The organism is Sphingobacterium sp. WM, from assembly GCF_029542465.1.
GTDB classification, from domain to species: domain Bacteria; phylum Bacteroidota; class Bacteroidia; order Sphingobacteriales; family Sphingobacteriaceae; genus Sphingobacterium; species Sphingobacterium cellulitidis.
The window spans coordinates 1,909,749-1,928,471 of sequence record NZ_CP120709.1; the positions used below are offsets into that span (position 1 = coordinate 1,909,749).

Genomic DNA, 18,723 nt, shown 5'->3' on the forward strand with positions numbered 1-18,723 from the left:
GATTCAAAAACCTTTATTTTATTTATTTTTCTAGATAACCTTAGTTGTTACAATTTTTGCAAACTTTAACGCTAATATTTAACTTTTTTTAAATACTTGATATGCAATTTGTTGTAAAATGTATCTTAAACATTTGTTTATTGAATAAGTTAAAAATTTAAAGATAAATGCCATAAATTGAGGTGATAGGGAACCATTAAGTTGTTAAATTCCTATATTAGGAAAACTAAACATAAATCTATAACAACTTAAACGCCTTAATTCTATGGTTAAACACCGCCATTTTTTCAATGGAAAGAATGGGATTAAAATGCTTCGCATAGGAGGGATAAGTATGCTAATCAGTATCACCTCACCGACTGCATTTGCCCATTTGGCCAAAGATGCTACGATGTATGCATCGACATGGCATAATCAAAGTACTGTTCGGGGAACAGTAAAGGATTCTTCAAACGGTTTAGCACTCTCCGGTGTGACCGTAACTGTGAAAGGAACTAACCAAGCAACTACAACCGATGAAAATGGAAATTTTGAACTAGAAGCTGTTCCAGGAACAGCGACTTTAGTTTTCACTTCAGTAGGAATGGAAAGTAAAGAAGTTGCTGTATCCAATCAGACCACCTTCAATGTCAGTTTAGACCAGAGTCTAGACAATATTGATGAGGTTGTTGTGGTGGGATATGGTACCCAAAAGAAAGCTACAGTTACAGGTTCCGTTGCAGCAGTCAAGGGAGATGAATTAAAAAAATCACCAGCGATCAATTTGTCGAATGCGATTGCAGGCCGCGTTGCTGGTGTAGTGGCAACGAATCGAAGTGGTGAGCCAGGGAGCGATGGTTCCGGAATTCGGATTCGTGGGACAAATACCCTTGGTGATTCAGGACCATTAATTGTAATTGATGGAATTCCAGCCCGTGCCGGAGGTTTCGAGCGCTTGAATCCTGCAGATATTGAAAATATATCTGTATTGAAAGATGCGTCAGCTGCAATTTATGGTGCACGTGCTGCCAATGGGGTAGTCTTAGTGACCACAAAACGTGGTAAAACTGGTAAACCAACCTTATCCTACACTTTTAATCAGGGTTATTCTCAACCTACCGTAATTCCTGAACTAGCAGATGCAAATGAATACGCAGAAATGCGTAATGAACTTGAAATCTTTAAGCTTCCGGTTGATGAATGGAAATCTGCTCTGGATGCTTTCAACAGTACCGGGGAATATAAAAAGCCAGATGGTACCATCTTATCTGCACCCTTTACTATGGAGGATAGACAGAAGTTTGCTGATGGATCAGACCCTTGGGGACATCCAAATACGGACTGGTATGGTGAAACACTTAGAAATTGGTCGCCACAATCAAAACATAACCTCCAGTTGGATGGAGGATCGGACAATTTTAAATATTTAATGTCCTTGGGTTATTTAAACCAAGAAGGATATTATAAAAACAGTGCAAATAACTATAAGCAATACGATCTTCGATTAAACTTGGATGCCAATGTCAATAAATACGTGAAGTTGCAATTTGGGATGTTAGGCAGACAGGAGAATCGGAGCTATCCGATTAAATCGGCAGCAACTATTTTCCGGATGACCATGCGTGGAAATCCAACGCAACCAGCATATTGGCCAAATGGATTACCAGGGCCAGATATTGAGAACGGTGAGAACCCAGTTGTTATTTCGACAGATGCTTCAGGCTACGATCGCAATAAGCGGTATTACTTCCAGACCAATGGACAGATTGAAATTTTGATTCCAGGAGTTGATGGGCTTAAAGTGACAGGTACAGCAGCAGTTGATAAGTATTTGATCAATTCCAAAAAATGGGAAACACCATGGTATTTATATACCTGGCAGGGAGATTATGAAGCTGATGGAACAACCCCTTTATTGGTTGCTGGAAGAAGAGGGTTAGCAGATCCGCGATTAACACAATCAAATGAGGATCAATTAAATGTCTTGTTAGGAGCAGTCGCATCTTATGATAAAGTAATAGGTGATCATACCTTCAATATTTTAGCTGGGGTAAACCGAGAAACTATTCACAATGATAACTTTTCTGCATTCAGAAGGTTCTTTATCTCAAATGAGATTGATTATTTATTTGCTGGTGGAGATGCAGAGAAGGATAATTCCGGTGGAGCATGGGATCGGGCTCGTTTGAATTATTTTGGTCGTGCGAACTATAATTACAAAGGGAAATACATTGCAGAATTATTATGGCGCGTTGATGGGTCCTATATGTTTCCAAAGGCTTCGAGATATGGTTTCTTCCCTGGAGCGATGTTAGGCTGGATGGTTTCTGAAGAGAACTTCTGGAAAGAAAATGTTCCATTTGTAAATTACTTCAAAATCCGTGCTTCTTATGGGCAAATGGGAAATGATAATGTGTATTACGATAGTAAACTTCAGGAATATCAATACTTCTCAACTTATGCGTTCGGATCATACATTATCAACGATGAAATGGTGAAATCCTTATATGAAAGCCGTGTTCCAAATAAATTTATTACTTGGGAGGTTGCGAATAACTATAACCTAGGTTTTGATTTTCAATTTTTGGGTGGCAAGTTCAATGCTGAATTTGACTTATTTAAAAATAGCAGGGAAAGTATTTTGTGGCGTAGAAATGCTTCGATTCCGCAAAGTACAGGTATGACCTTACCTGCTGAAAATATAGGTAAAGTAGATAACTCAGGATTTGACTTGAGCTTAGGTTATCGAGAAACATTTGGTGATTTAGGATTTAATGTTGCAGTGAATGGAGGATATGCGAAGAATAAAATCATCTTTTGGGATGAGGCACCAGGAGCTCCAGAATGGCAACAAAGTACTGGTAGACCTATCAATGCCGGCTTATACTATATTTATGATGGCGTATTCAAGGACCAAGCAGAGATTGATGCGAATACTATTGATTATGGTGATATCACCGGTAATTTACGTCCGGGAGATATGAAGTACCAAGATTATGATGGAGACGGAAAGATTACACCAAATGATAGAGTTCGTCGTGATAAGAATACTATTCCAACATTCCAAGGCGGTTTAAACCTAGGATTTACTTATAAGAATTTTGATTTAGCGATCCTATTCCAAGGAGCAACGGGAGCAGAACAAAGGGTAGGAACAGATGAATCAGGAGCGATTGGTAACTACCTATTGGATTTTTATGAGAACCGTTGGACGGTAGATAATCCGAGTTCAGAATATCCAAGAATTACTGACCGAAGCGATCAATATTACTCAAACAATAATACCTACTGGATGCGTAGTACGAATTACATCCGCTTAAAGAACATGGAGTTAGGGTATAATTTTCCGACTCAATGGATTGAGAAAGCAGGAATAGGCAGTGCTCGAGTATTTGTAAGTGGTCAAAATCTATTGACCTGGAGTAAAATCAAAGTTTACGATCCGGAATCTGACAATGCATTAGGACAATATTATCCTCAGGCAAGATTAATTAACGCAGGTGTAATGGTTTCGTTTTAATATATAATCTTATGAAATTTAAGTTTAAAATTCAATATATATCCTTGGCCTTCATAGGTTTACTGGCATCATGTAATGATGATTTCGTGAATACGGAGCCGTTAAATGAGGCGCCTGAGGAGTTGGTTTGGTCTGATGCAGCATTAGCCCAAGCGTTTGTTTTCGAGATCTATAATGGTTTCGGAGTTGGAGGTTTTTATGAGCAACAAATGGCATCGATGACCGATGAGGCATTCTTTACTCATCCCGGTCGTGGAATTAATACAGTTACAGAATCTCGTTCCAATGCGGCGGATCAGGGCTATATTATGGACACGTATGAATATGGTAGGATGTATGCGCGGATTCGTGCTACCAACATTGCCATTGAAAATTTGAGAAATCCAAAGTTTGATGACAAGGATAAGGCGAATGCTTTGTTAGGTGAAGCCTATTTCTTGAGAGCTTACTATTATCAGCAATTATTACGCTTTTATGGAGCAGTTCCAATAGTTAAAAAAGTGTTCAAATTGGAGGATACTGATTTTCTTCAAGCGCGCAATACCTATGAGGAATGTGTGAATCAAATTGTAAGTGATTGTGATTCTGCATCAACCTTATTGACCGGACAAGCAAGAGAAGATGGCCGTGCATCAGAAGATGCTTCCAATGCATTGAAAGCAAGGGTTTTATTATATGCTGCTAGTGATCTACATGATATGCCAACTGCAAAAGGCAAGTCGTCCATTATCAGTGGGTTCAAAAACCCTGAATATTTGGGATATGTTTCCGGGGATAGAACTGCTCGTTGGAGAAAAGCAAAGGATGCTGCAAAGAAAGTCTTAGACAAAACGGAGTATGCCTATAAATTGGATTTAACAGATACTATTCCTGCAACGGAAGGTACTGCCAATTATTTGGCAATCGCTATGGGCGGAGGAAGTAACGTAGCTGATGCTGAAGGGAAGAAGGATTTAATTTTAGGTCGTTTTTTCAAGGATATCAAAGATGAAAGAGGAGGATGGGTTGGTCGTGACAATGGTCCTAATGGTTATCACAACTGGTCTGGAAATTCGCCCGTTCAATTATTGGTTGATGATTATGAAATGCGTACTGGCGAGAAATTCAATTGGAATAATCCTGCCCATAAAGCTGCACCCTATAAGAATCGGGATCCAAGATTTTATGCAACCATTAGTCATGATGGATCAAACTGGAAGCCAAGGACGGATGATGTGAAAGGTAGAGACCCGAACAATCAAATTCAGACAGGTCGATATGAAGTTGGATCAGGATCAGGTACTAAACGCATAGTGCCAGGATTGGATACTAGAAATAGTCCTATTGAAGATTGGAATGGCTCTTATACTGGGTACTATTATAGAAAGTTTGTGGATCCAAATCCAAAGATTGTTGATCAGAATACTCGTCAGCAAATTCCATGGCCTTTATTACGTTATACAGAGGCAGTATTAAACTATGTTGAAGCATGTATTGAACTTGGAGAAGAAGCAGAAGCTAGAGCCTGGATCAATAAAATAAGATTACGTGCCGGGTTATTTGCGATCAATGATTCTGGAGCAGCTTTGAAAGAACGTTATAGAAATGAAAGACGTATTGAGTTGGCTTATGAGGAGCACCGCTTTTTTGATGCTAGAAGATGGATGATTGCCCCAACGACATTGGGTAGAAAGGTTACTTTGATTAATATTTTTGGTCAGTTGAAGCCTGGGAAAACAGTAGATGTCTATAAGTATGATACTAATAATTATAATTACACTTATACGGTTGGTAATTTAAACCCTGGGATTGAAAACAGAAGCTGGAATGACAAAATGTATTTCAGTTCCTTCAATCGGGATGAAATCAATAGAAACACGGAACTAGTACAGAATCCTGGTTACGAATAGGATTAAGTTAGTTTATAGATTGGCCCAACCGGAAGGTTGGGCTTTTTTGTGTAAAATTATTAAGGGTATAATAAATTAAGGTTAAATGTTTATGATGATTTAACTAACTTGATGAATCAACTGATTTAAATTATAGTTTTGCTACCTAATCTAAAAATTAATGGATACCAGAAGAGAGTTTCTTAAGAAAGCATCGATGCTTGCGGGTGCTAGCGCAGCCGTAAATTTTATTCCAGAATCTATTCAGAGGGCTTTGGCGATAGATGCCAATCCAGGGACCAATTATCTTGATGCGGAACACATTGTGTTTTTGATGCAGGAGAACAGATCCTTTGATCATTGTTTTGGAACCTTGAAAGGCGTTCGAGGATTTAATGATCCGCGTGCATTAAGACAACCTAATGGCTATCCAGTGTGGTATCAGGAGAATAAAAAAGAAGAAATCTTTGCTCCATTCCATTTGGATATAGAAAATACCAAAATAACTTGGATGGGGAGTCTCCCACATGGCTGGAGAGATATGGTTGCAGCACGAAATGAAGGGAAAATGAATACATGGTTAGAAGCCAAACGTGCTGGTGATCCTGAATACAAGCATATTCCATTGACCATGGGATATTTTGAAAGAAAAGATATTCCTTTTTACTATGCATTTGCTGATGCTTTTACCGTTTGTGACCAACATTTTTGTTCTTCATTGACTGGGACGAGTGCTAATCGTTCTTATTTCTGGTCAGGAACAGTTCGTGAGGAACCTCATAATCCAGAATCTACTGCCCACGTAGATAATTATCAGATTAACTATAAAGATGTGAGCTGGAAGACCTATCCAGAGCGACTTCAGGAAGCTGGAATTCCATGGAAAGTTTATCAAAATGAATTAAGTCTACCAGTAGGTTTTGAAGGTGAAGAGGAAGATTGGTTGGCTAATTTCACAGATAATAATCTTGAATTCCATAAACAGTATCAGGTTAAATTTCATCCGGCTTATTATGAATATGCGAAAAGGAAGGTGAAAGAAATAGAACATCTGCTTACTGTAGCAAAATTTGCAAGTCAAGAAGCGTATCAAAAAGTTGTTGATGAATTAAATGGTTATAAAAAGGATGTAGAGACTTATTCTCCAGAGAACTTTGCGAAGCTTAGCAATCTAGAGCAAGAGATTCATCGTCGGGCCTTTACAACGAATACAAATGACCCTAACTACCATAACTTATCCAAAATTAAGGGTCAGGATTCTGAGGAGATTGAAGTCCCACAGGGGGATGTTTTTCATCAATTCCGAGAGGATGTAAAAGCAGGTAATCTTCCAGCAGTTTCTTGGTTGGTGGCGCCATGTCGTTTTTCAGATCATCCCGGTTCTCCATGGTATGGTGCTTGGTATGTTTCGGAAACATTGGATATACTAACTGCAAATCCTGAAGTATGGAAGAAAACCATTTTTATCTTAACCTATGACGAGAATGATGGCTACTTCGATCATATATCCCCATTTGTACCTCCATTGTCTAATAAAGAAGGAACAGGAGCTGTGCCAAAGGGTATGGATACAGCTGATGAATACGTTACTGTAGATCAAGAAAATAAGAGAACAGGTAAAAATACTGGAGTTCATGATAGTCCAATAGGTTTGGGATATCGAGTGCCTTTGGTAATTGCTTCACCTTGGTCCAAGGGTGGCTGGGTGAATTCAGAGGTGTTTGATCATACTTCGCCACTTCAGTTTTTGGAGCATTTTATCCAGAAAAAATATAAAAAGCCTGTAATTGAAAAGAACATTACCGAATGGAGAAGGTTGGTATGTGGGGATTTGACCTCAGCATTTAGACCTTTGCCAGATATTCAAAGACCTGCTATTGATTTTGTAAATCGAGACCAATATGTAGAACGAATTTATTCTGCTCGTGATAAGTCTATTCCTGAGAATTTTAAAGCAATAGCAAAGGATAGTCTGAAAAGTATAAAAAATAATCTTTCCTTGAATACGGGTTTAGGACTTCAAGAGAAAGGTACTAAATCAGCATGTGCAATTCCATATGATATAGATGTGAACCTCAGTGTTTCTTCTGGAAAATTAAACTTTCATTTTTCGATATTAGGGAAACTTCCGCAAACGAAGGTTGTAGGGGTTCCATTTCAATTAATTTCGCACACTGCTTTTGGTAGTAAAAATGAAATTGGTAGAACCTGGAATTTCGCAGTTAAACCTAAAGAAAACTTAACCTATTCATTGGATTTATCTGAGCTGAAGGATGAAAGCTTCTGCTTCTCAGTACATGGGCCTAATGGATTTTATCGTGCATTCAAAGCGAAGGTGAATGCTGAATTCCCTCTTGTTGAAGTGAATAGCAGCAATGCTAAGAAAGGGTTCCAAATAGCGATTTCTAAATCCAAAGTTGGCTTAAAAGTTCAGGATCCATCGTATGGGCATAGCTCAAAAGAATTTTCAGCCAATAGAAAGGTGAAGCAAGCCTGGAATTTAGAAAAATCCCAGGGCTGGTATGATTTTGAAATAACCTCGGATCAAAACCCGGATTTATTTATCAAATATGCGGGGCATATAGAAAATGGAAAACCTAGTTCTACTGATCCACTAATGGGTGAAGGAAATATTCCCTCATAAAGAAACTAGGAACTGACAATTCGTTGGCAATTGTTTTCGTAAGGTTCTTAGAGAACAAATTTGTAAAGAAGCTTTTCCTGCTGTATGTAAGAAGTAATAAATCAATTTCTTCTTCTACAATCATCTGATTGATACAGTAGGGAATAGGTTCTTTGATATCGAACCTGTTGATTAACTGCTTACTTTTAAAGCTGACAGAATTTACACCTGTATGCTTAAGCATTTTTTCTTCCCAATAAAATATCGCATTTGCTTCCGCAGGTTTATTGTTTTCAACAACATGCAAAAGGTTTAGGTCTATAGCAGGACTTGTTCTATGTATGAAACTATCAATTAGATCAAACTCTGTAGCCTTAAAATTGGATAGTATCCCTATTTTTTTCAATTTAAATCCTTCATGATGTGGTGGAACAGCAATGACTCCAATTGGAGAGTGTTGGATGATATCAAAAGTATTACTACCAAAAACAAGACCCTTTAAACCTGTAGCTCCTTTCGAACCCATTACAATAAAAGGCGCATTATTTTCTTCAGCAACTTTTAATATCGTATCTGTTAGATTACCTTGGATACATGCTGCCGAAACCTGAAGTTCAGGAAATTCCTTTTTTACTCGTTCTTGAAATTTCTCCATCTCCTCATTGGCGCTATCCATATTATGCTTTGCAACCGCATCATTAAACTCTGTGGTTGCTAATGTTCTTCCAAAGGTTTGATATACATGTAGCAGATGGATATCCCAATTGAATTTGGTTGCTAGATTTGCTGCATATTTTGTGGCAACCCAAGCATTATCTGAAAAGTCTGTAGGAATAAGAAGTGCATTTTTCATAATCAATATGGTAGGGTGTGTTTACCAAATATAGCCAAAAAGAAATCCTATTTCAAGTTTTAGGCTTGTCGAATCCTATTCCTTTCAAGAATGTGATAAATATCTCATAAATTCCCTAGAATAGATACTAAAAGTGATAAATATCATCGAATTGCTCATCCCTTAGAACTATTTTTGGGTTTTTGCATTTAATAATATATGACCGAAAATAAAGAACCTTCATCCAATAATCCCTATTCAATTTCCCTTGAAGAATTTGTGAACCAATTGGACAGCAATTTATCTGATGGGTTAACCAATGAGCAGGTTGAAAGCAGGTTGAATGAGTATGGAAAGAATAAACTGCAACAGGAGTCTCGAAAATCGATATTTCGAATCTTTATTGACCAACTCAATGATGCATTGATTTATGTTTTATTTGCTGCGGTTGGGATTACTTTTTTCATGGGAGAGTATACCGATGGAATCATCATTCTGGTTGTTATCCTCATCAATGCATTTTTAGGTTTATTTCAAGAGGTTAGAGCAAATAATGCGATTGATGCGTTAAGGAATTTATCGCATCCAAAAGCAATTGTTCGGAGAGGTGGAAAGGTCGTGGAGGTGGATTCGGAACTATTGGTACCTGGAGATCTTGTCTTATTGGAAGCCGGTCGATATGTACCTGCTGATTTACGGTTAATAGAATCAGCGAACCTTCAAATAGAAGAATCTGCCTTGACTGGAGAATCTGTTCCGGCGGAAAAGAGTGCGGATGCGAATTTAGAGGATGAGTATATTCCTATTGGAGATCGGATAAACTTGGCATTTATGTCCACTTTGGTTACCTATGGTAGAGGTGTAGGAATAGTATTTGGAACAGCCAACCAAACTGAAGTAGGTAAAATTGCAGGTCTTTTAGATTCAGAAACTGCTGAAAAAACACCATTGGAAATCCGTTTGGATCATTTGGGAAAGACTTTAGGGAAATTAGCCATTGGAATTTGTATTATCATATTTATCATTTCCTATTTTCAGGGTCGTGATCTCACGGAGATGTTCTTGACTTCAGTGTCATTGGCCGTGGCGTCCATTCCTGAAGGATTGGCAGCAATCGTAGCTATCGTTTTATCCATTGGAGTAACCAAGATGGCTAAACAAAATGCGATTGTTAAAAAGTTGCCTGCCGTTGAGACCTTAGGATCAGTGACCATAGTTTGTTCGGATAAGACCGGAACGCTTACCCAAAATAAAATGACTGTGCAGGAAGCCTTTACCTTCAGCGATAATTTGATTTCCATTGATGATGAAGCGGAGAATACCTATGAGGAAAATCTATTAGCCGAAGCGATGGTTTTAGCTTCGGATGCCACCTTGGAAGGTGAGAATCAAACAGGAGACCCTACGGAAATTGCCTTACTTGCTTTAGCAGATCAATGGGAAATGGATAGGGGAAACCTGCAATCCGAACAGCCTCGAGTTGATGAGCTGGCATTTGATTCGGATCGTAAAATGATGTCCACGCTCCATAAAACTGGTTCAGAATATATTCTTTATACAAAAGGAGCAGTTGATAACCTAATCCCAAATTGTAAATACATTATTCAAAACGAGGAGTTATTTCCTATCACTGAGGACCATAAAAAGCAAATTACAGATGCGGTAGAAAAAATGTCCATGAAAGCCTTAAGGACATTGGCTGTTGCCTTTAAGAAAAGCGATTCTAAATTTGAGAAAGAAGATTTTGAAAAGGACCTTGTGTTTATTGGACTCGTTGGTATGATTGATCCCCCGAGAAAAGAAGTGAAGGATTCCATTGAGAAGGCAAAAGCAGCCGGTGTAACCACCATTATGATAACTGGTGACCATGGAAATACTGCCTTTGCCATTGCAAAGGAACTAGGCATTGCTGAGAATATTAGTCAGGTTACTACCGGCAAGGATATAAATTCCATCTCTTATGAAGATTTAGAATCTCATATTTCTGACTATCGGGTATTTGCAAGGGTATCTCCAGAGCATAAGGTCAATATCGTCAAAGCATTTAAGGCAAAGGGAAATATCGTGTCGATGACTGGTGATGGGGTCAATGATGCACCATCATTGAATGTTTCAGATATCGGTGTAGCAATGGGAATTACCGGGACAGATGTAGCCAAGAATGCTTCTGATATCATCCTTGCAGATGATAATTTCTCTACCATCATTGGGGCCATTGAACACGGCCGTAATATCTATAACAATATCAAGAAATCTGTAATATTTTTGCTCGCCAGTAATCTGGGGGAGGTGATTACCATGTTGGTTGCTATAGTTGCCGGATTACCAGTTCCATTGTTAGCGACTCAATTATTATGGATTAATCTAATCACAGATACACTGCCAGCTGTTGCATTGGGAATGGATCCCGGTGATCCCAATGTGATGAATGAAAAGCCTAGAAATGTCAAGGAAAATTTCTTTTCAAATGGCGGTGGGAAGAAAATATTTATTGCAGGTATATTAATTGGATTATTGACAATTGCTGCTTTCTTGATTGGGTATTTTGAGCATGGCTATAATCCTTTTAAGGATAGTATTCCTGAAGATATTCATGAGTATTCCCGTACCATGGCATTTTTAACCATTATTGCCTGTCAATTGTTCTATTCTTTATCTTTTAGACATGAGTATAAATCGATATTTAGAGTAGGGATATTTTCAAATAAGTATTTGATATTTGCGATTATTTTAGGATTCGCATTGCAGTTGATGGTATTATTTGTTCCGATTCTAAGGGAATCATTTAAACTGCAGGTGATAGGGATTTACGATTGGGTGAAGGTAATTGGATTAGGATTGGTGCCTTTGTTCGTTAATGAATTGATAAAGTTATTCAGTAAAAAAGCCAAGTAGATGAATCTATTTGGCTTTTAATTTTTGTTGTTGTCTCTTTATTTTTCTGAACTCCCAGGGCGCTTGAGCAGTCTTCAATGACCACAGGTTTCTCTTATTTAGTCTTGCCTCTGCTTCTGCTTGTGCATATTCTTCCGATTTATCGAATTGAAGGAAATGCCAAGCTAATCCTGCTTTCAACATGCTTACGTTTACCTCGGTTGAGTCTATATAAACTTTTCCAATTGCTCTTTTATAATGGTCGTATTTCAGGATAGAAACCTCAACCTCCCTTTGAAAGCAAAGCTGTCCAATATATTCCTTTGCAACTTGAAAATAATCCTGACCCTTTTCAGGGCTATCTATTCCATGCAGTCTCACCCGGTGTTGCTGATTTAAGCTGTCTAGGACAGTGATGGTATCTCCATCGGATATCCTAACTACCTTACCAAAGATCTTTTGCTGCGCAATTGCATGTTGGCAAGTGAGGAAGAAAATTATTATTAAATAGGGTAGATGCTTTTTGAACATGCGGCAAAAATAGCACTCTATTTCATATCTCAAGGACCATAGCAGGAATTTTACTTGTTTAAACGTATTTCTAGTTCTAATTATGAAGGATATTTAAGTTGATATTAGTGGGGTTATACGTTTTAGCATATAGCTATGATATGTTAAAAAATGTTAATATCAATATTGTTTGACGCGAATTAGTCCTGACTTGCGTTATTAGTTCAAGAAACAAAAAAGTTTCAAAAATTAAATTTCATAATTTAGGTTAATAATTGGTTTGATAAAATCCTGAGGCTCCCCGCCTCGGGATTTTTCTATTAATTGAAATATTTAATTGACTTCGTTCTAAATAATAAATAGGAAATACTAATTTAGACCATGCTTAAGAAGATTTTGTTAATAGATGATGAGGATAAACTACGACAATTATTGGCCCGTATTATCCAATTGGAGTGGGATGACTTGGAAGTTTTTCAAGCAGCAAATCTAAAGGCTGGCTACCAAATATTAAAAACCAAGGATATAGATGTCGTCTTATGTGATGTGAAACTGCCTGATGGCAATGGTGTTGAAGCAGTCCTTGAAATAAAGAAGATCAAACCTATTGCTGAAGTACTGCTGATGACTGCATTTGGACAGATTCCAGATGGTGTTCAGGCTATCAAGAATGGTGCTTTTGATTATATGACAAAGGGAGATGACAATAATAAGGTTATTCCTTTGATCAATAAAGCCTTTGAAAAGGTGGAAATGGCGAAAAGACTGAATAGGCTGGAAGAAAAAGTGGGCAAGAAATACTCCTTTGATCAAATCATTGGTAAATCCAAAGAATTAAATCACGCGATAAATTTAGGTAAGAAAGTAGCGCAGACTGATGCTACAGTGCTCTTGCTTGGAGAAACTGGGACAGGAAAGGAAGTTTTTGCTCAAGCAATTCATCAAGAAAGTAAGCGGAATGGGAAGTCTTTTGTAGCTTTAAATTGTTCAGCAGTGAGTAAAGATCTCCTTGAATCTGAATTATTCGGGCATGTTACTGGGGCATTCACAGGTGCCCTGAAGGATAAAAAAGGATTATTTGAAGAAGCCAATCAGGGGACCTTATTCCTGGATGAAATTGGTGAGATGCCTATTGAACTTCAGGCAAAATTATTAAGAGTATTAGAGACTGGTGAATTTCTCCGCGTAGGTGAGAGTAAACCAACCAAAGTGGATGTGCGTGTAATAGCTGCTACCAATAGAAACCTGGAACAAGAATCTGAGGAAGGCTTGTTTAGGTCTGATCTGTATTACAGACTATCGGTCTTCACTATCGGCTTACCGGCATTAAAAGACAGAATTTCTGATATCCCATTATTAATAAAGTATTTCGTTGGACTTCAATCTGCAAAATTGAATATGCCAATTCCGAAAATTGACGATACTTACATCAGCTTGCTTCAAAACCATTATTGGAAAGGTAATGTCAGAGAGTTGAAAAACAGTATTGAGCGTAGCTTAATCCTGATTGAAGGTGATACGCTTGATGTTAATGCCTTGCCATATGAGTTCAGCATGCAGGAAGGCAAAACGAATAGTCTTTCGGAGATGGCATTGGCAGAAATGGAAAGAAAACATATCCAAAAAGTATTAGCTTATACCAAAGGCAATAAGGCGGAAGCTGCACGATTACTCGAAATCGGAATAGCGACGCTGTATAGAAAGATTGATGAATATCAGATTCAGCAATAATAAACTCGAATTACTCTTCTCAAAATGATAACAACCCTATCAAAATGATAGGGTTTTTTATTTCCATTCTTCTCAATTATTTTTTTAAAACACTGTAATGCAATAGGATATAGCTTTTATTTCTGTGCTGGAATAATGTTTGGCATCAGGGGGATAAATATGACTTTTTTAATTATGGAAAAGATTACATCCCAAGAGATGGCAAATTATGTAGGACGGCATATCAGGAAATTGTCTCCACAGCTGAAAGGTTTACAATATCAAGGTAATGTGGCCGCAGTGATGCAGATTATTGTGAGTTATATGCGCGAACTATGTCAGAAGAAAAAATTTAGTTACCTGCAGCGCATATTATCCTGTGTCGGGGTATTGTACCAGCGAGGTGATCAGGCGATCAAGCAAAATGTAGAATACCTTTTTATGCATTGTTTGACCCGTATGGATCATTTATGCAATGCCAAGCAATGGGGGCGAATTATTGCTCAGTTGCCGAAGGATCTTAAAGAAGTTTACATCATTCAACATATTAAATAACATGGTAATTACCCTTTTATTATTGGTATTGGGCATTGTTTGCTTTGCCCTATTCTTTAAATCAGTTGATTTTTTTGATAAAATCTAGAAAAAATGGAAAGTAAAATTATATCAACCGTGAAAGCTTGGCTTCCTCAATGTGTGATGGAAGATAAAGTGGAGTCTGAGTACGAAGTTTTACAACATGTTGCCGAATTCTGTTTGGCAAACTTTGAAGGAACGACGGATGAACAGCAGATGGCTCGCGAAGCAATTCATGTGATAGGCATTTTATATGGAGGGGGCTCGTTGCATGTGAAAAATGCTATCGAAAATGAATTCTTAGAAAGAATGGCTTCCAGCGAATCTCCAGCAAGCTTAAGAAAACACTTGACCTTTTTCCCTAAGGAAATGAGGCCGGTTTATGTAAAAACAATTATAGAAAATTAAAAATATGATCGCTTTGTTTATAGTCGCCATCATGGTCTTCTTATACACCATGTATGTATTGTTAAATCCTGAAAAATTTTAAGGAAATAAAAAGATGAATCTAATGAGTACAGAAATTTGGGGCGTTATTTTGATGTTTGTAGCAACTATCTTGCTTGCTATTCCCCTAGGAAAATATATAGCCAATGTTTTCTCGGATAAACCTGGTTTTTCAGATAAAATATTTGGCCCAATCGAAAAAGTAATAATGCGACTTTCAGGTGTCGATTATAAGAAAGAAATGACCTGGAAAGAGCATATGGTTGCTTTATTGACCATAAATCTAGTGTGGTTTGTAATCGGAATGTTGATTTTGATGTTCCAAGCAAACCTACCATTGAACCCAGATGGTAATCCGAACATGTCAGCTGATCTGGCATTCAATACCGTGATTTCTTTCTTGGTAAACTGTAACCTTCAACATTACTCTGGAGAAACAGGAGTGAGTTACTTCTCGCAAACCGGCTTGATGTTCTTACAGTTTGTGAGTTCAGGAATTGGTATCTCCGCAGCCATTGTACTCTTCCGTGCATTTAAAGGAAAAGGCACAAGATTATTTGGAAACTTCTACGATGTATTCCTAAAATCATGTACCCGCATTTTATTGCCAATCTCCTTTATTGTTGCCTTGATCCTAGTTTTTGAAGGAACTCCAATGACTTATGAAGGAAAAGATACCATGTTGAATCTTCAAGGTGATACAGTAGAAGTTTCAAGAGGTCCCGCAGCAGCATTTATTGCTATTAAACATGTGGGTACCAATGGTGGTGGATTTTTTGGCACAAACTCAAGCCATCCTTTAGAAAACCCTTCATACATCAGTAATATCGCTGAAATGATCGGTCAATTTGTTGTTCCGGTAGCTATGGTTTTTGCTTTAGGTTTTTATATAAAACGTCGGAAATTATCCATGATGATTTTTGGGGTAATGACCTTTGGTTTTCTATGTCTGGCCGTTCCGAATGTCTTGATGGAGATTCAAGGTAGCCCTGCTATTGAAAGACTCGGTGTCACCCAGGATTTGGGAGCCATGGAGGGTAAGGAAATTCGATTAGGATCCGCTGCTTCTGGTTTCTGGTCTATCGTGACCACCGTAATCTCGACGGGTTCCGTCAACTCCATGCATGATAGTAGTATGCCATTGTCCGGCATGAATGAAATGCTGGCGATGATGATCAATGCCTTCTATGGAGGTAATGGGGTCGGAATATTGAACTTCTTTATTTTCATTATCCTCGGGGTCTTTATCTCAGGGTTAATGGTTGGTCGTACTCCGGAATTCATGGGCAAGAAAGTTGAAGCTCGTGAAATGAAAATTGCGATGATGGTTGCTTTGATTCACCCATTCCTAATTCTTGCAGGGACAGCATTCGCAGCAGCCTTTCCAAGTGTAGGTGCTAGCACAACGAATGACCCTGGATTTCATGGGTTGTCAGAAATGTTATATGAATATACTTCGGCTTCAGCCAACAACGGTAGTGGATTTGAAGGGCTAGGCGATAATACCATGTGGTGGAATGTCAGTACAGGTATTGTGCTTCTATTCGGAAGGTTTATTCCTATCGTAGGTCCAGTAGCCATTGCAGGAATCTTATCAGAAAAAAGATATATCCCTGAAGGTGCCGGAACCTTAAAAACCGATACCGCTAGCTTTGGATTTATGGTGTTTGCTGTCATAGCCATCATAGCAGCTCTAGCATTCTTCCCAGCATTGACTTTAGGACCAATAGCTGAATATTTTTCTATTAAATAATAAATGAGATTCAAAATGAAATCAAATAATCCATTTTTTGATACTGAGCTGTTAAAAGTTGCTTTTAAACAAGCTTTTATTAAGCTCAATCCAAAAGAGATGCTTCGTAACCCAGTGATGTTTACAGTTGAAGTCTGTACTGTGGTTATGGCAGTAGTATGTATTGCAATTTTAATGGGAGATAAAACACAAGGCTCCTTCGCATATAACTTTATAGTCTTTCTTATTTTATTTGTGACTTTACTGTTTGCAAACTTCGCTGAATCACTAGCTGAAGCTCGTGGTAAAGCACAAGCAGACAGCCTTCGTAAAACAAGGGAAGAAACACCAGCCAGATTGAAGGACGGAAGAACCATTCCGTCATCCCAATTGAAAAAAGGCGATTTATTCGTGTGTACAGCTGGTGATATTATTGCGAGTGACGGTGAAATTGTGGAAGGTCTTGCGACCATCGATGAAAGTGCAATTACTGGGGAATCTGCTCCAGTGATCAGAGAGGCAGGAGGTGACCGTAGCTCGGTGACTGGTGGTACAAAGGTATTGTCAGATGAGATCGTGGTATTGGTGACTGCAACTGCAGGAGAATCATTCTTAGATAAAATGATTGCCTTAGTGGAAGGTGCTAAAAGACAAAAAACACCTAATGAGATTGCATTAACAATTCTGTTGGCTGGATTTACATTGGTGTTTATCCTATTATGTGTTACTTTAAAACCATTTGCCGATTATTCTAATGTTCCTATTAGTATCGCAGCGTTTATATCACTATTCGTATGCCTTATTCCGACAACCATTGGTGGTTTACTATCAGCAATTGGTATAGCTGGGATGGATCGGGCATTACGTGCTAATGTATTGACTAAGTCAGGACGAGCAGTTGAAACTGCTGGTGACGTGGATGTACTCTTACTTGATAAAACTGGTACTATTACTATTGGGAATAGAAAGGCAACAAGATTTCATCCAGCAATTGGAGTTGATTCCACTGAGTTGATTCGTGCGGCAACATTAAGTTCCATGAGTGATGAAACTCCAGAAGGTAAATCCATCGTTGAATTGGCAGGATTAGATCTTGCACCCTATAAATTACAAGAATCAACATTCATAAAATTTACTGCTGAAACTAGATGTTCTGGATTGGACATTGCAAATCAACGTATTCGGAAAGGTGCTACGGATGCTATTAAGAAGTTGGTTGAAGCGGCGGGGAACCATTTTCCTGAAGACGTGATGAAGACAGTGGAAAGTATTTCAGGAAATGGTGGAACCCCGTTGGTGGTTTCAGAAAATGAAAAAGCATTAGGTGTAGTAGAACTTCAGGATATTATTAAACCAGGTATTAAGGAACGTTTTGAGCGTTTGCGCAAAATGGGTATTAAAACAGTTATGGTAACTGGTGATAACCCTTTGACCGCTGGATATATTGCTGAAAAAGCTGGTGTGGATGATTTTATTGCCGAAGCTAAGCCTGAGGATAAAATGAACTACATCCGTAAGGAGCAAGGAGAAGGTAAATTGGTGGCGATGATGGGAGATGGTACAAATGATGCCCCGGCACTTGCGCAAGCCGATGTGGGTGTAGCAATGAACAGTGGTACACAAGCTGCTAAAGAGGCTGGAAACATGGTTGACCTAGATAACGACCCAACCAAATTGATTGAGGTGGTAGAAATTGGTAAACAGTTATTGATGACCAGAGGAACATTGACAACCTTCAGTATTGCCAACGACGTAGCAAAGTATTTCGCTATTATCCCGGCATTATTTGTAGTGATGATTCCTGCTTTGGCACCATTGAATATCATGAACCTGAGCAGCCCTGAGTCAGCCATTTTATCAGCCATCATCTTCAATGCAATTTTGATCCCGATGTTGATTCCATTGGCTCTAAAAGGAGTAGCCTACAAACCTATTGGCGCTTCAGCTTTATTACGTAGAAACTTATTAATCTATGGATTTGGAGGATTAATCGTCCCATTCATAGGTATCAAATTGATTGATTTATTATTATCAATATTTATTTAAACTGAA

Annotated in this window: 11 protein-coding genes; 9 read left to right on the forward strand and 2 right to left on the reverse strand. The window is 38.3% G+C overall.

The window, feature by feature from the left end; genetic code table 11:
- The first annotated feature begins 265 nt into the window (after nt 1-265).
- From PZ892_RS08130 to PZ892_RS08140, 3 genes are all read left to right on the forward strand, one after another.
- A complete protein-coding gene (locus tag PZ892_RS08130; protein WP_277712729.1) occupies nt 266-3,499 on the forward strand; it encodes a TonB-dependent receptor in 3,234 nt (1,077 codons plus the stop codon).
- Nucleotides 3,500-3,510: 11 nt separating this feature from the next.
- On the forward strand, nt 3,511-5,388 hold the full coding sequence (locus tag PZ892_RS08135) for a RagB/SusD family nutrient uptake outer membrane protein (protein ID WP_094257990.1): 1,878 nt from the start codon (nt 3,511-3,513) through the stop codon (nt 5,386-5,388).
- A gap of 160 nt (nt 5,389-5,548) precedes the next feature.
- Nucleotides 5,549-8,011 carry a phospholipase C, phosphocholine-specific gene (locus PZ892_RS08140; RefSeq protein ID WP_277712730.1) on the forward strand — a complete coding sequence of 821 codons (2,463 nt, stop codon included), beginning with the start codon at nt 5,549-5,551 and terminating at the stop codon, nt 8,009-8,011.
- Here the strand turns inward: PZ892_RS08140 and PZ892_RS08145 are convergent.
- Nucleotides 7,971-8,843 (reverse strand): universal stress protein, encoded by an 873-nt coding sequence (locus PZ892_RS08145; protein WP_277712731.1) that lies wholly within the window; start codon nt 8,841-8,843, stop codon nt 7,971-7,973. The genes PZ892_RS08140 and PZ892_RS08145 overlap by 41 nt on opposite strands.
- 198 nt (nt 8,844-9,041) lie before the next feature.
- Between PZ892_RS08145 and PZ892_RS08150 the strand changes: the two genes are divergently transcribed.
- On the forward strand, nt 9,042-11,717 hold the full coding sequence (locus PZ892_RS08150) for a cation-translocating P-type ATPase (RefSeq protein WP_277712732.1): 2,676 nt from the start codon (nt 9,042-9,044) through the stop codon (nt 11,715-11,717).
- A gap of 6 nt (nt 11,718-11,723) precedes the next feature.
- Here PZ892_RS08150 and PZ892_RS08155 read toward each other — a convergent pair whose 3' ends face one another.
- Nucleotides 11,724-12,227 carry a thermonuclease family protein gene (locus tag PZ892_RS08155; protein WP_277712733.1) on the reverse strand — a complete coding sequence of 168 codons (504 nt, stop codon included), beginning with the start codon at nt 12,225-12,227 and terminating at the stop codon, nt 11,724-11,726.
- Nucleotides 12,228-12,587: 360 nt separating this feature from the next.
- On the opposite strand from PZ892_RS08155, the gene PZ892_RS08160 reads away from it, so the two are divergent.
- From PZ892_RS08160 to kdpB, 5 genes are all read left to right on the forward strand, one after another.
- Nucleotides 12,588-13,937, forward strand: coding sequence for a sigma-54 dependent transcriptional regulator (locus PZ892_RS08160; protein ID WP_277712734.1), 1,350 nt, complete (start codon nt 12,588-12,590; stop codon nt 13,935-13,937).
- A 174-nt stretch (nt 13,938-14,111) separates the two neighbouring features.
- Complete coding sequence (locus PZ892_RS08165) at nt 14,112-14,471, forward strand: hypothetical protein (RefSeq protein ID WP_144043768.1); 360 nt, start codon at nt 14,112-14,114, stop codon at nt 14,469-14,471.
- 93 nt (nt 14,472-14,564) lie between these two features.
- Complete coding sequence (locus PZ892_RS08170) at nt 14,565-14,900, forward strand: hypothetical protein (RefSeq protein ID WP_277712735.1); 336 nt, start codon at nt 14,565-14,567, stop codon at nt 14,898-14,900.
- Nucleotides 14,901-15,003: 103 nt separating this feature from the next.
- A complete protein-coding gene (gene kdpA, locus PZ892_RS08175; protein WP_277712736.1) occupies nt 15,004-16,692 on the forward strand; it encodes a potassium-transporting ATPase subunit KdpA in 1,689 nt (562 codons plus the stop codon).
- Nucleotides 16,693-16,707: 15 nt separating this feature from the next.
- The gene (gene kdpB / locus PZ892_RS08180; protein ID WP_277712737.1) at nt 16,708-18,717 is read left to right on the forward strand and encodes a potassium-transporting ATPase subunit KdpB; all 2,010 of its coding nucleotides are present in this window, start codon (nt 16,708-16,710) and stop codon (nt 18,715-18,717) included.
- The last annotated feature ends 6 nt before the right edge of the window (nt 18,718-18,723 follow it).